Origin of the sequence: Rufibacter ruber (assembly GCF_014138425.1) — a bacterium.
GTDB lineage: Bacteria > Bacteroidota > Bacteroidia > Cytophagales > Hymenobacteraceae > Nibribacter > Nibribacter ruber_C.
The window spans coordinates 128,086-143,319 of sequence record NZ_JACJIQ010000004.1 but is presented as its reverse complement, the minus strand read 5'-3'; the positions used below and the strand labels follow the sequence as shown (position 1 = coordinate 143,319).

Here is a 15,234-nt window from a genome sequence, read left to right as displayed (position 1 = left end):
GTTGAAATTTATTAAAGTTGCCATCACAAGAGGGGAATCATCTGCAAAAGCGGCAGGAAAATGCCCTTCTCTGAAAGGGCAGGGCGGTTATCACAGCAGGGCAGCAAGCATCAGAACTTGGGTTAAACAGCAATCTTCCACAGCAACCTCTTTGCGTTTTTGGGCTGTTTTTTCAAAAACAGCCCAAAAACGCAAAGAGGGCTCTATTACCCAACAATAGCAACGCCCTATGCTCTCTCAAAGAAGACATAGGGCGTTCAGGCAGCAGATCAGCCTTCTACTTGGCTATAATTACTTTAATCCCCCGCTCTTCCAGCTGCTCCACCATGCCGGGCTGCACCCCGCTGTCTGTTACCACGTACTGCACCTGCTCCAGATGACACACACGGCCCAACCCCCTGCGTCCGAACTTGCTGCTATCAGCCAGGACTGCAATTACCTGCGCAGACTCTATCATTTTCTGATTCAGGCTTGTCTCAGCCAGGTTGGTAATGGAAAACCCGAAGTCAAGGTCAATCCCATCTACCCCCAAAAACAGGGTGCCACAGGCAATATCCTCCAACACTCCTTCGGCGTAGGCTCCCGCCACAGAAGAGGAATTAGGCCTGATTACTCCGCCTAGTTGCAACACTTCCACATTAGGCCGGGCACAGAGCTCCAGGGTCACCCGCACGGCAGGCGTAATCACTGTTAAGTGCTTGCTGGGGTAAAGGCAGCGCGCCAACTGGAAAACCGTAGTACCAGAACCAATAATAATAGAATCATGCTGCCCAATGAGCTCCAGCGCGGCTTTGGCAATCTTTTGCTTCTCCTCGGCCCGCATAAACTCTTTCTCGTTGATGGGTCGCTCTATGGTGTAGGGATTGGTGATGGAAGCGCCCCCCTGCGTCCTGAACAGCAGGCTTTTATCTTCCAGCAGCTTCAAGTCCTTCCTAATGGTTACCCCTGTCACCTTCATCAAATCACTCAACTCCTGAATACCCACTTTGCCGTTCTCCTGGAGCCGCTGCAATATCAATTGATGCCTTTCAGTAATATTCATTTTTCTTCTCTTAGATCATGCCCACCTTTTAACAAGGCATAGCTGTTTCTTTCATGTAAAGTTAAAAACGTTTTCAAATTATTAACTATTTGATAACTGAAAGTATGCTTAAAGCTTTTGTTCCTCCTACTACTTTTACCCCATCATAGTCTTGACACCAACGCAGAGACCATGCCTTTATTCTCTGTTAAAGCTCTTTATCAAGAAAAAACTGCAATCATGTTCATTTTTTATTACCCATTTTCTGCCGGCAACACCACGTATGATTTAACTCCTGTAAGTGCTTTATAAGGTTCCAGCATTTTAAATCACAACTTGCTTCGCTTTCTTTAACTTATATTTAATAAATTTTTGTTTAATAAAATTAAATTTTCTTTCTTTGAAACAAGACATCCATTTAAGGGGTCCATTTTACCAAATTCACAACACTTGCCACCCACAGCAGTCTTGGCACTGGGGGAAGTCAGGTGTTTGGCTGTGACACTCAGAGCGCCATTACCTCTTAACCCTTACCGGAACATTATAGAATTATGACGGCAGCCTCTGCACGACTGGGCTACACACGCCCTATTGCTGAACGAAAAACCTCTCTCACACATGTAAATTTCTAAAATGCATACCAGGCCCTTTTCCATTTCATAAACTCTTTCAACTATGTACAAAACTTTACTCAAGCTACCACCCCTGGCATTGGTGCTTTGGCTTTCCGGCTACATAGAACCGGCAAATGGCCAAACCCTGGCCAGCCAGCAACCACCCAGGCAAAGCCAACTGGCAAAGAAAACCCCTGACAGAACCATTACCGGAAAAATCACCTCCAGCTCCGGCGAGCCATTGCCTGGCGTTACTGTTCTGTTAAAAGGCACTTCTATTGCCACCGCCACCGGCACAGACGGCACATTCAGCCTCACCTTTCCCTCCAACCAGGGCACCCTCATCTTCTCCTACATTGGCTTTAAAACTCGTGAAATGAGTCTTCCGGAAACCAACACACTCACCATTGTGCTGGAAGAAGACTCCCAGACCTTGAATGAAGTGGTGGTAACAGCCCTGGGGATTCAAAGGGAAGAAAAAGCCCTGGGCTACTCAGCTACCACGGTGCAGGGCGAGCAACTGACAGAATCCCTGTCTAACAACTGGACAGACGCCTTATCTGGCAAAGTAGCCGGGGTGAATTTAACCCGCTCCGGGTCGGGTCCTGCCGGCTCCAACGCCATCATTCTACGGGGAGAAAGCAACCTCACCGGAGAAAACGGAGCGTTGATTGTTGTTGACGGGGTAGTAATCAACAACGGAAGCGGCCGCATGACCGGCTCTGCCGGGGGCGACCAGCCTGTAGATTTCGGAAATGGCCTAAACGACATCAACCCGGAAGACATTGAAACCGTGACGGTGCTGAAAGGCCCCGGGGCGGCCGCGCTCTACGGCCAGAGAGGCGCCAACGGCGCGGTCGTGATCACCACCAAATCAGGCACTTCCCGCGTAAAAGGCATAGGCGTCACTATCAACTCCAACTCCTCTATTGAAACAATTTCACGGTGGCCAGACTGGCAATACGAGTACGGACAGGGACTGGACGGGCAGCAATACTACTCATGGGGCGCCACCGCAGACGGCCCTACCACCCGCTCCACCAGCTCTGCCTGGGGACCAAAGTTTGAAGGACAGAAATATTTCCAGTTTGACCCCATAACGCAGACCACCGGCAAAGAACGCACCCCGTGGGTAGCCTATCCTAACGCCGTTAAAGACTTTTTCCAGACTGGCAAAACGTTCACCAACACTGTCACCCTGGACGGCGGCAACCTCAATACTGCCGTCAGATTCTCCTACACCAACCTGCACAATGAATGGGTTATGCCCAATACGGGCTACAAGCGCAATACAGTTGCTCTATCAGCCAGCCACAGAGTGAATGAGAAACTGCAGATTGCTACCAAGATCAACTACACCAACAAGTCTACAGACAACCTGCCCGCCATTGGCTACAACAACCAAACTGTCATGTACTGGACCAGCTATTGGGTTCCCAACGGAGACCTTAACTGGCTCAAAAACTACTGGAAGAACAACCGTGCAGGAATAGAGCAGAACTACCCCTTCAGCAGCTTGCCAGACAACCCGTACCTTATCTCCTATGAAATGCTCAATGGGCAAAACCGCAACGGGGTTACCGGTAATATCAACGCTACCTATAACTTCACCAAAGAACTGAGCCTGATGGTGCGCACAGCCATTGACTTTGCCCATGACAAAAGAACCCAACAAAGGCCCTTTGATACTGAGCGCTTCAAACTAGGGCGCTTTGTCTCACAGAACATTTATTCCCAAGAGTCTAACAGTGATTTCCTCCTCAAATACAACAAGATCCTTAATAGCAAGATTGACTTCTCAGTTTCTGCGGGGGGCAGCCACCTAGCTAATGAATATATGAGTGACGAAATACGGGCGGAGAACTTAATCTACCCGCAAATCTTCAAACTTGCCAACAGCAGAGACCTCCCTGTGGCCATCCCCTACCGCAGCAGCTTTGTGATCAACAGCCTCTACGGCTTGGCCACCTTTGGTTTTAATGATTACCTGTTTTTGGACGTAACCGCCCGCAATGACTGGAACAGCGTGCTGGCCACCACCACTTCCACCAGAAACGTCTCCTTCTTTTATCCATCTGTGAACGTTAGCGCCATTGTTTCTGAAATGCTGCGCTTCCCTTCTGCTATCTCTTACATGAAAGTGAGAGGTTCATTTGCCGGGGTAGGCAGCGGCCGGAATACGCCATATCAGACGTTTATTGGCTATAACCCTGTTACCGGCTTCCCGGGCGCGTTAGCCAACCAGACCACGCTGGCTAATGAAAATCTTAAACCTCTCTACACTACCAGTTACGAGGCCGGCCTTGAAATGCGCTTCCTTAAAAACCGACTTGGTTTCAACCTGACCATGTACAGTGGCAGCACCAAAGATCAGATTCTCACCGCAGGACTTGACCGCTCCACCGGTTTAAATGCCGCCGTGATCAATGCAGGCGAAGTGCGCAACCAGGGTATTGAGATTGAAGCCAACGCCACTCTGCTTAAAAGCAAGAAAGGCTTAAACTGGAAAGCGTTCTCCACGTTCTCTGCCAACCGCAACAAAGTACTTTCCCTCACTGATGACCTGCCTTCACTGCAGCTGCAGACCGGCCAGCGGGGTGCTGTAGAAGCCAGGGTAGGCGGCAGAATGGATGCCATCTATGGCATTGGTTATCAACGGGCCCCAGACGGCCAGATCATCTACGAGAACGGCTATCCGCTGCAAACCCAGGAACCCATCTACCTGGGTCACACCAACCCCAACTGGAAGGCCAGCCTGGGCAACGAGTTTAGATACAAACAATTCCGGTTTAGCTTTCTGGTAGACGGGCAGGTAGGCGGCTCTGCCTATTCCATGACCAATGCCATCAACACAGAGTTAGGCAAAATTAAATCTACCCTGCCTGGCCGCGACAATGGCATTGTGGGCAAAGGCGTGATCGCAAACAGAGACGCAGAAGGCAATTTAGACGGCACCTACCGCCCCAATGACGTCATCACAGAGAACATCACCACCTATTATGTAGCCCATGCCGGCCGCGAGAATGTTGAAGGCAACACCTTCAGCACTGACTTTCTTAAACTACGTGAGGCCCGCATTGATTACACACTGCCGGCATCCCTATACAAGCGCATTGGCCTGGAGAAAGCCTCTATTGGCATCTACGGACGTGACCTGTACATCTGGAGCCCCTGGCCAATTTACGACCCTGAATTCGGCTCACTGGCCGGAGGGTCCATTGAAAAGGGCTTTGAGAACGCCCAGCTCCCTTCTACCAGAACAATTGGACTGAACATCACCATTGGCTTTTAATTTCACAAGACATGAAATTTAAGAAACCGTTTATATACGCCTTCTGCCTGCTTACGGCCGCCAGCCCAGCCTGCACAGATGACTTCATGGACCTGGCACAGAACCCCAACGCCAGCGAATTCGCGCTTCCGCAAACCCTGCTGGCACCCGCCATTACTGATGTCCTGAAAAAGAACATGAACCGGGCTCAGCGCATCAACAATGAGCTCATGCAGGACCACATCAACATGGGAGACGTGGAAGGCAAAATTTTCAGGTATGACATCCGGAGCAGTGAGTCAACCTACATGTGGAACAACTGGTACATACAGCTGGCCAACTTTAAAGACGTCTATAAAGGCGGCGCCGAGAGAATCAGAATCACTGCCTCAGATTTGGCTGGCAATACCTATAAAGGCATTGGCTTGATCTGCCAGGTATGGGTTACCTCTCTCATCACGGACATGTATGGCGACGCCCCTTATTCAGAAGCCAGCTTGGGGAAAGACCGCCTATTCCTGCCCAAATTTGACACCCAGCGAGACATTTACGTTGACATGTTCCAGAAACTGGAGGAAGCGAATACCCTTTTAACCACTGCCCCCAATCTTCCGGCCGCTGAAACCAGCGCCGACCCCGTGTATGGCGGTGTAGCCGCCAACTGGCGAAAACTGGGCAACTCTATGTATCTCAGGCTGCTCCTGCGCCTCTCCAACAAAACATCTGAACCCATGGTCAATGACAAAACAGTTGTAGAGAAGTTTAAGGAGATAGCGGAAACCAGAGCGGCCACTTACCCCATCATGACTGCCAATACAGACGGCGCCCGAATCAACTGGACAGGCACCGCCCCTTATGACAACCCTTTCGCCACGTGGCGCCCCGCTGACTGGTACGCAGTAAAATACACCCAGTTCTTCATTAACAACCTGAAAGAGTGGTCAGACCCACGACTCCCCATCTGGGCCACTATCTCCAATGGTGAATTTGAAGGGATTCCAGGAGGCTACCCAATGAATATGAATGTCACTCCCAGGTCACAGCCTGTCACCACCCTCGCTTCAGACAACCGCTTAGGGAACATCATGACTTATGCTGAAACCCAATTCATTTTAGCCGAAGCCGCCACCCGCGGCTGGATCACCACCTCAGCCAAAACCTACTATGAGACCGGGATCACCAGCGGCATCACACAATGGAATGCTACCGTACCCACAGACTATCTGACCAAAGAAGAACTGGCTTGGGATGACGCACTGGCCCTGGAAGACAAACTGGAGAAAATTCACCTTCAGAAATACTATGCGCTGTTCTACACAGATTTCCAGCAGTGGTTTGAATACCGCCGCACCGGTCATCCTGTTCTGCCAGTGGGGCAAGGGCATGAAAATGGCGGCAAGATGCCGGCCCGCATGATCTACCCTATTGTGCTACAGTCTACAAACAAAAACAACCTGGATGCCGCCATTGCCAGCCAAGGCCCAGATGACATCAATACATTAGTATGGTGGCAACGGCCTTAAGCAAATCTAATTTACATCTTAGCGAGAACGTCACATGAAAAGAATATATCAGATCTTAGCAGCCTTGCTCGCACTGGGCACCTGGACCTCCTGCGAATATGAAAACTATGACGACCAGAAGGGCACCCTAAGCCCCGTCATTGCTATTCAGGACATTCGCAAGCTCTACCAGGGGCAAGACGTGGTCTTAACCCGGCAGAACATGAAGGAGGCCTACCAGGTAAGGGGCACCGTGATCTCAGATTACGCCAATGGCAATGTTACACCTGGCACGCTCGTGCTCCAAAGCTTTAAGAAAGGATTGACCAAGGGCATTACTTTGCACTTAGGCGATGCCGCCGCCAACTACTCCCTAGGTGATTCTATCTTAATTGAAAATTTAGAAAACGCTGTCCTGACCAAAGTCAACGGAGCATTGCAGCTCAAAGGAATCAATCCCGGCAGCATCACCAAGGTAGCCACCAACAGACCCGTAATACCTATCAACGTCACGGCCTATCTGCTGGACAGCCTCCCAGAGAATTACGAAGCCACTTTAGTGCGGGTGTACGCTGGCGCCATCAAACCCAATCCGGCGGCCACTGACACCTACACCGGCGTCAAGGATCTTACTGACGGCACAGACACCATTGAACTAAACACAGAAGCCTCGGCCACGTTTGCCACCACCAGGCTCCCGGCCAGCGCCACATTCACGGGCATTGCCATGCCCTATGCCGCCACCCCAGAGGAAGCACCCAAAACAAGGCTATGGCCCCGCAACCTGAACGACATAGTAGACGTGGGTGGCCCTGTCTATGAAGGCTTTCCCGAGACTTTTGAAGGCCCCACTAAAACCTCCTACACCTCCCCCGCCACCCTTGATCTGAAAACCGGAAAATGGCGTTTCACCCAGGCATTGCTAGGCCCTACCGCCGGCAGAGACCGGTTCAGCCTGCCGGGCCTGCAAGCGGTACGTTTCCAGCAGAATCTAAGCTCCTCGGCCTACTTGCAAATGGAATTTAATGTATTGAACGGAGCTTCTAAAGTTTCTTTCTCCTATGGCGCCTATTACACAGATGCCTCCAGTACCTTCCGTCTGGAGTATTCAACTGATGATGGCAAAACCTGGAAAGCCTATGGACCTAATATCACAGATGCCAACTCAGTAGCCAAAACCATCACCTACACCATGGACATTCAGGGCAAAGTTAGATTCAGGATTAACAAACTTGGCTTAGGAACAACCAATAACACGTCCATAAACAATGGAAGGTTAAGCGTAGATGATTTTGCTGTCTATGAGAAGATGTAGGCCACGCTAGTCTAGGCACATCTGTTTAAGCCTTTGCGTTTCTGGGCTGTTTTTTGAAAAACAGCCCAGAAACGCAAAGGCTTAACTTTTTGAGTGCTCTTCCATAGATCAAACCAACAAGGAACAAGCGTAGAAAACGTGAGGCTACCACCAAACCGCATACAGCTATGCAAGGCTCATCTGTTGATCAGTCACACAAAAACGCTACTTCCCCATGACACCACTTGCAATCTTAGATGCCTGATTATATTTTATGAATCTTTATCCATTTTTAAATTTGTTTAAAAAATTTAAATTTTCTTTATTTACAGAGCTATCTACTTTCATTTATGGCAAAACCGAAAGCAACTACTTAACACACCACCAACACCTGAACCTAACAAACAAATCCCCAAGCACCCATGGCCTCACTGCTTCCCCCTAACCGGCGACGATGGTTTATCATCCTGGTCATTTTCCTGGCCATTGTCTTCAATTACTTTGACCGCCAGATCCTCTCCATTCTCAAACCAGTTTTGAAAGAGGAGTTTAGCTTAGATGACTCTGGCTATGCAGTAGTCGTGAACATTTTCACGGTGTGCTATGCGCTTATGTACCCGGTCACGGGCTGGCTGGTAGACCGGTTTGGCGCTAAACTGACCATGTTCTTCGGGATCATAGGCTGGTCATTGGCGTGTTTGGGCGGCGGCATTTCCAAGAGTATTGGGCAGTTCACCTTCTTCAGGGGCATGTTGGGCATGGCCGAGCCCACCAACTTTCCGGCGCAGCTACGGGTCATCACCATCTGGTTTCCGGGCAAGATGCGGGCCACCGCCAACAGCCTCTGCGTGGCGGGCAGCTCCATTGGCGCCATTATTGCGCCGCCTTTGGTGGCCTGGCTGGCGCTAGCGTTCAACTGGCAGTTTGTGTTTCTGGTGGCCGGAGCGGTGGGGCTGGCCATTGCTGTGCTGTGGATTTTCATTTACCGCGAGCCACCCGCAGAAGTAGCCCGCGAGGCCGTAGGCACCGGCAACCCCGCAGACAGCACCGCCTTCACCTGGCGACAATTGTGGGGCACTCGCACCCTGTGGGGCATTTTGCTCATCAGGTTCATCAGCGACCCTGTGTGGTATTTCTGCCTTTTCTGGTTGCCGGGCTACCTGCAGGAAGAGTCTGGTCTGTCTCTGCAGCAGATGGGCATGTTTGGGTGGATTCCGTTTCTCGTAGCAGACCTGGGTGCTATCGCTACCTCGGCGTGGTCTGACCGTCTGGTAAAGAAGGGTAAACAACCGCTTATGGCCCGCAAGATCATGCTCACCAGCGTGGCCGTGCTGGCGCCGCTGTGCGTGCTCACCCCATACATCCCCAATCCCTTCGTCACTTTATTCATCTTCAGTATTGTAGGCATGGCCTGCCTCAGCTGGCTGTTCACCGTGAGCGTGGTGGTGGCAGAGGCCTTCCCGGTCAACAATGTGGCCAGCGTATTGGGCATTGCGGGCGGCTTTGGGGCGGCCGGCGCGGTGGTGTTCAACTACTTCGTGGGCCAGCTATTGGGCACCCTGGGCGCCGAGCGCATCTTCATTTCCATGGCGCTGCTGCACCCTTTGGCAGTACTGGTGCTCTGGACCATGGTGCGCCCTGAAAGACCCAAAGCCAAGGTATCTGTCGGCAGTGAACCAAGCCCTACCCACGCTCCTCAAGTAAATACTTCAGAATTAACGCTTAACGTGTAAGTACCATGAATGAGAATCTTTTAACAGTCAACGAACCCGCCAGAACCGTGCCCGTACGTCTGGAAACCGATGTATTGGTGGTAGGCGGAGGTCCGTCTGGCATCACCGCTGCCCTGGCTGCCGCCGAGGATGGCCTCAACGTAACCCTCATTGACAGCCGCAGTTTTCTGGGCGGTAACATGACTATTGGTTTGCCTATCCTGGGCTTCCTTGGCCAGAAAGGCAACCAGATCATCAAAGGCATTCCGCAGAAATTCATAGACCGCCTGGCCACCCAAGACGCCGCCAGCGAACACCGCCCCTGCCCCCTGCACATGAGCCTTACCTTGGTAGAACAGGAGGCCGTGAAAAATACCGCCCTGGACATGCTCACCGAAGCGGGCGTAAATGTACTGCTCTATGTGTTTTTTGCCGATGTGGTCATGGACGGAGACAAGCTGCGGGGCGTGGTGATTGAAAGTAAATCGGGCCGAGAGGCTATTCTAGCCAAGACCGTGATTGACTGCAGCGGCGACGCCGATGTGGCCTTCAAAGCCGGCGTACCCTGTGAGCAGGGCAATGAAACCGGCGGCGCCCAGCCTCCTACCCTCATGTTCTGCCTGGCCGGCGTAGACACCGATAAACTGCGCATGAGCATCGCCCAGGAACCCCGCACCTACCTCACAGACTTTATCCCGGCGGAGTATTTCGGGCAGAACCACCAGTTTATTGTGGTAGGCATGCGCAACCTCATGCAACAAGCCCGCGACGCCGGTTTTGACCTGCCCGTGGAAAGAACCATTCTGATCACGGGTTTGCGCAAGGGCGAAGTGTGGGTGAACATGACCCGCATCAACGGCGTGGACGGCACCAACCCGGCCAGCCTTTCGCATGGTGAAATTGAAGGACGCCGCCAGGTGATTGAGATCCAGAAATACCTTACCGCGTATGTACCGGGCTTTGAAAACGCTTACTTCGCCAAAATGGCACCGTTCCTGGGCATACGCGAAACCCGCCGCATTGTGGGCCAGTACGTCATGACCAAGGAAGACATCCTCAGCTGCGGCCGCTTTGAAGACGCCGTGGCCGTGGCCAGCTACCCCCTGGACATCCACCACCCGCAGGGCGGCGGCTGCACCCTGGAGTGGTGCGGTGATTGCTATGACATTCCGTACCGTTCACTGGTGCCACAGAAAGTAGAAAACCTGCTGGTAGCGGGCCGCTGCATCTCCACCACCCATGAAGCCATGTCGGCGATACGGGTGATGGCACCGTGCATGGCCATGGGCGAGGCTGCGGGCCGGGCTGCCAAGATTGCGGTGAGAGCGGGCGTGGCGCCGTCACAAATTGACGTGAAGCAACTGCAGGAAGAACTACTGGCTACGGGCGCCTACCTGAGGCCGGCCCCAGTGCAGGAAATGCAGGAAGCGTAATCAAAGCATTCTGTTTAGGGGCTATTTTTCTGAAAATAGCCCCTAAACAGAAAATATTACCGCAGGCAACGCCAGAAACCTAGGCTATCCTTCATTAAGGGAGACTGCGCTTCTTCACCAGCTTTCATTTCCTTCAAGGAGTACTTTTCCCATTACCTCACCTTGCGTTTTAGGCCTGTTTTAGGAAAAACAGGCCTAAAACGCAAAATACACAAGACTTTCCCCAGTAACAGCTTCTCACTTTATGACCTCCAGAAGAACCTTTTTGAAAGGCGCCAGCTTAGCCGCCCTCGCCCCTTGGTTGAGCCAATTGAGCTGGGCATTGGCACCCGCAGTAGAAAAGAAGAGCAGCAATACGCACCGAGTGCTGTGTTGCAACATAAGGGTAGCCCTGCCCGAGGACGAGGCCAAAGGCGTGGGCTGGCCCCAGCGCCGCGACATTTGCCTGCAGGTCATTAAAAACCACAAACCTGACATTCTCTGCCTGCAGGAAGTGATAAAAGTGCAGTCTGATGACTTCAGAAAGGCTTTCTCCGGGCACCAGCTCTTCGGGTTTGACGGACCTGAGATGGATGCAACCCCCACGGGCTACCACGGCATCGCCAAAAACCCAATTCTGTTTTCCACCGCCCGCTATGAACTGATCACTGGTGGCACCTTCTGGCTGTCAGAGACACCGCTTCTGGGCGGCAGCCTCTCCTGGAACACGGCGCGCGCCCGCAATGCCAGTTGGGTACGGCTCCGGGAAAAGAAAACGGGCAAGGAATTCAGGGTAGTGAACACCCACCTGGACCACAAGGCACAGGAAGCCCGGGAAAAGCAGACGAAGCTACTCCTGGAGGAAGCTGCCCAATATCCCGCCAATTTCCCCCAACTCCTTGCCGGCGATTTCAACGCAGGCATGGACAACACCCTGCACAATGCCATCAGAGAAGCTAACTGGAAGGACTCCTACACCGAGGTAAATGGCCCAACCGAACCAGGCGTGACGGCGCACGGCTTCCAAAGCGAAGAAGCCAAAAAAAACAGCAAGAAGATTGACTTCATTTATACCAAAGGCCCGGTGAAAGCCTTGGCGTCAACCATCATCAAAGACAAGATCAAAGGGCAGTTCCCCAGCGACCACTATTTCGTCTCCGCCGATATTCTTTTATAACCCATATAGCCAAGCGGATAAAAGGCGCTGAGCATAATTGGCTAACATTCAGGCATACCTGGTTTGAATCACTTAACACATAAAGCCTGATCCCTGAATCTGGAATTGCCGCTACCCCAGATTGACTTCTATTGAAAGTATGCCCGGCCTATCTACCTAGTGCGTCTTCCCTTACCACAGCACTTTATTGCCCCTATGCTCTTAACAACTGCTCTACTCAAAGCTTTTCGCCTTGTAATTCGCTTTCAAGATTTAATTTTCTCACTTAAGTTAATTTACATATACTTTACTTTTGTTTAATTTAATTAAATTTCATTTATTTGAATAACCCACGTCCTACACTACTACTTCATCAAATTTTAGAAAAGAAAAGCCTTACCAGTAAAAGTTTGACAACCCGGCAACGCGAAGGCATACTCAGGCAGAAAGCTTGAAGAGAGAAATATCCTTGCCATTGCTATTTCCTGACCTCCACCCCTGTCACATGAAACCATTCATCTTCACGGTCCTGTTTGCTGCCTCTTTCTGCCTCCACGCCTTAGGGCAGGGCGCCAAGCACGTGGTATTGATTACCATTGACGGTTTCCGGCCAGACTTTTACCTGGATCCCTCCTGGGGAGCGGTGACCCTGCAACAGATGACGGCCGGTGGCGTGCATGCCAAAGGGGTGAACGGGGTTTTCCCCACGGTTACGTTTCCGTCACACACCACGCTGGTAACCGGAGTAAAACCCGCCAAACACGGCATCTACTACAATGACCCTTTTGAGCCCCAGGGTGCCACCGGCAAGTGGTACTGGGAGTACAGCGCCATCAAAAGCCCCACCATCTGGGATGCATTACGACAAGCCAACCTCACCTCGGCCTCCGTGCTCTGGCCGGTAACAGCGGGCGCCCCCATAGATTACAACATCCCAGATATTTGGCCCATCGGCAACTCAGACCGGCGGGAGATTACGGCCAAGAACGGCACACCCGGTCTCTGGGCAGAACTGGAGCAGAATGCCACCGGAAAGCTGGAAGCTCACGACTTCAACCTGGACAAAGATTACCTGAGCATGGATGACAACGTGGCCCGCATGGCCGGTTACTTGCTCAGGAAATACAAACCCAACTTCACCACCGTGCACCTGGCGGCGGTAGACCACGCGGAACATGCCCAGGGCCGCCACGGCGAAAACGTCAGAAAAGCAGTAGCCGGGGCAGACCATGCCATCCGGTTCATTCTGGAGTCATTGGAAAAGGCCGGAATCAAAAACCAGACGGCGGTAATTGTAACCGGGGACCACGGCTTTGTGGACCGCCACACCAACATCAATCCCAACGTGTGGCTGGCCAAGGCCGGACTGATCAAAGACCTCAAGAAAGATGACTGGAAAGCCCAGTTCAAATCGGCGAGTGGCTCCACCTTTCTTCACTTAAAAGACAAGAACGACAAGAAGACCCTGCAGCAGGTGCGGCAGATATTAGCGGCGTTGCCCCAAAGCCAGCAGAAGCTGTTCAGGGTGCTGAGCCGGCAAGAACTACTCCAAGCCGGGGCCGATCCTAACGCGGTTCTGGCATTAGCTCCCGTACCTGGCATCTCCTTCGGGAACTCCCACACCAGCCAGGCCTTCACTTCTTCACAGGGCGGCACGCACGGCTACTTCCCAGATTTCCCAGACATCCAAACCGGCTTTATAGGGTATGGGGCCGGTTTTAAGAAAGGCCAGGTCATCTCAGAGATGGAACTGGTAGACATTGCCCCGCTGGCCGCCAAACTACTGGGCCTGCAACTCCCCGCCGCAGAAGGCATGCTGTATCCCGGAATTATTACGCTTAAATAAATAGAAGTAAATCAATCCGTAAGCCTAAACAGAAAAGACATGCAAAACCATTCAACAGCAGGCAACTCCCTCCTGGACAAAGCCGGCATCCCGAGCCAATTGAGATGGGGGTACTTAGGTATTTTGATTTTCATGATGGGCGATGGCCTGGAACAGGGATGGCTGAGCCCGTACCTGCTGGAGCACGGCATGTCTATCCAGCAATCGGCGTCTTTGTTTACGGTGTATGGCGTCACCATCGCTATCTCGTCTTGGTTCTCCGGGGTGTTGGCCGAAGGCTATGGCGCTAAGAAAACCATGGCCTGGGGCTTGCTCCTTTACATTGCGGGCACCATCGGGTTTGTAGGCTACGGCATGACTGACCTGAACTTCCCCATGATGCTGTTCACCTACGCCCTGCGCGGCTTTGGGTACCCGCTGTTTGCCTACTCATTTCTGGTCTGGATCACCTACCGCAGTCCGCAGCAGAAACTGGGCCGGGCCGTGGGCTGGTTCTGGTTTGTATTTACGGGCGGCTTAAACGTACTGGGCGCTTATTACTCCAGCTGGGCCATTCAGGAACTGGGCTATATCAACACCATGTGGAGCTCTATCTTCTGGGTACTGGTGGGCGGTTTGTTCGCGCTAGTCCTGAACCGAGATAAATTCAAAGCCAGCCATACCAACGCCGGGGCCAAAGCCCAGGAACTCATGAAAGGTCTCACCATTGTGAAAGAAGAGCCCAAAGTACTGTTAGGCGGACTGGTGCGCGTTATTAACACCACGGCGCAATTTGCCTTCCCGGTTTTCCTGCCCACCTACATGGCGGCACATGGCTTTTCTACCACAGAATGGCTGCAAATCTGGGGCACCATTTTCACCGCCAACATCGCTTTTAACCTCATCTTCGGGTTTGTGGGCGACCAATTGGGCTGGCGCAACACCGTGATGTGGTTTGGCGGCGTGGGCTGCGCCATTTCCACCCTACTGTTTTACTACGCGCCGCAGCTCATGGGCAGTAATTTCTGGGCAGTAATGCTGGCCGGTGTGCTCTGGGGCGCTTTACTGGCCGGGTACGTACCTCTCTCGGCGCTGGTGCCTTCCCTGGTAAAGAAAGACAAAGGCGCCGCCATGGCTATCCTCAATCTAGGCGCTGGGTTACCCGTGTTTCTGGGCCCGGCCATTGTAGGCGTGTTCATTGGCGTAGCCGGGGCCGAAGGAGTGGTCTGGATTCTGGCTGGCCTCTATCTGCTCAGCGCAGTGCTTACCAAGTTCATCACCTTACCAGACAATGCCAAAACCGCCCATCTGGTCAAAGAAGAAGCGGCTCCCATACGGCAGGAGGAAAAAGAATTAAACCCATCGGTCATCATATAAACCCTCACCCCAGGCAGGTTCGCCTTCCCCCAGCCGGCCTTTCCAGAACC

10 protein-coding genes are annotated in these 15,234 nt (G+C 52.3%); 9 read left to right on the top strand and 1 reads right to left on the bottom strand.

All coding sequences use genetic code 11. The features are described 5' to 3' along the window. Position 1 precedes the first annotated feature (1 nt). Positions 2 to 220, top strand: coding sequence for a hypothetical protein (locus FHS90_RS06235; RefSeq protein ID WP_182512394.1), 219 nt, complete (start codon positions 2 to 4; stop codon positions 218 to 220). A gap of 57 nt (positions 221 to 277) precedes the next feature. Here the strand turns inward: FHS90_RS06235 and FHS90_RS06230 are convergent, their stop codons facing one another. Then, complete coding sequence (locus FHS90_RS06230; protein ID WP_066839631.1) at positions 278 to 1,042, bottom strand: DeoR/GlpR family DNA-binding transcription regulator; 765 nt, start codon at positions 1,040 to 1,042, stop codon at positions 278 to 280. A gap of 654 nt (positions 1,043 to 1,696) precedes the next feature. On the opposite strand from FHS90_RS06230, the gene FHS90_RS06225 reads away from it, so the two are divergent. From FHS90_RS06225 to FHS90_RS06190, 8 genes are all read left to right on the top strand, one after another. Then, a complete protein-coding gene (locus tag FHS90_RS06225) occupies positions 1,697 to 4,927 on the top strand; it encodes a SusC/RagA family TonB-linked outer membrane protein (RefSeq protein WP_182512393.1) in 3,231 nt (1,076 codons plus the stop codon). 11 nt (positions 4,928 to 4,938) lie between these two features. Continuing rightward, positions 4,939 to 6,429 carry a SusD/RagB family nutrient-binding outer membrane lipoprotein gene (locus FHS90_RS06220; RefSeq protein WP_182512392.1) on the top strand — a complete coding sequence of 497 codons (1,491 nt, stop codon included), beginning with the start codon at positions 4,939 to 4,941 and terminating at the stop codon, positions 6,427 to 6,429. 34 nt (positions 6,430 to 6,463) lie between these two features. Continuing rightward, complete coding sequence (locus FHS90_RS06215) at positions 6,464 to 7,723, top strand: DUF5689 domain-containing protein (RefSeq protein WP_182512391.1); 1,260 nt, start codon at positions 6,464 to 6,466, stop codon at positions 7,721 to 7,723. Positions 7,724 to 8,124: 401 nt separating this feature from the next. Continuing rightward, positions 8,125 to 9,435 (top strand): MFS transporter, encoded by a 1,311-nt coding sequence (locus tag FHS90_RS06210; protein ID WP_182512390.1) that lies wholly within the window; start codon positions 8,125 to 8,127, stop codon positions 9,433 to 9,435. 5 nt (positions 9,436 to 9,440) lie between these two features. Beyond that, positions 9,441 to 10,847: an FAD-dependent oxidoreductase gene (locus tag FHS90_RS06205; protein WP_182512389.1), complete on the top strand. Its 1,407-nt coding sequence runs from the start codon at positions 9,441 to 9,443 to the stop codon at positions 10,845 to 10,847. Between the two features lie 244 nt (positions 10,848 to 11,091). Beyond that, positions 11,092 to 12,003, top strand: a complete 912-nt coding sequence (locus tag FHS90_RS06200) for an endonuclease/exonuclease/phosphatase family protein (protein ID WP_182512388.1) — start codon at positions 11,092 to 11,094, stop codon at positions 12,001 to 12,003. Positions 12,004 to 12,487: 484 nt separating this feature from the next. Further along, positions 12,488 to 13,828, top strand: a complete 1,341-nt coding sequence (locus FHS90_RS06195) for an alkaline phosphatase family protein (protein ID WP_182512387.1) — start codon at positions 12,488 to 12,490, stop codon at positions 13,826 to 13,828. A 39-nt stretch (positions 13,829 to 13,867) separates the two neighbouring features. Then, positions 13,868 to 15,184 carry an MFS transporter gene (locus FHS90_RS06190; protein WP_182512386.1) on the top strand — a complete coding sequence of 439 codons (1,317 nt, stop codon included), beginning with the start codon at positions 13,868 to 13,870 and terminating at the stop codon, positions 15,182 to 15,184. Positions 15,185 to 15,234 lie beyond the last annotated feature (50 nt).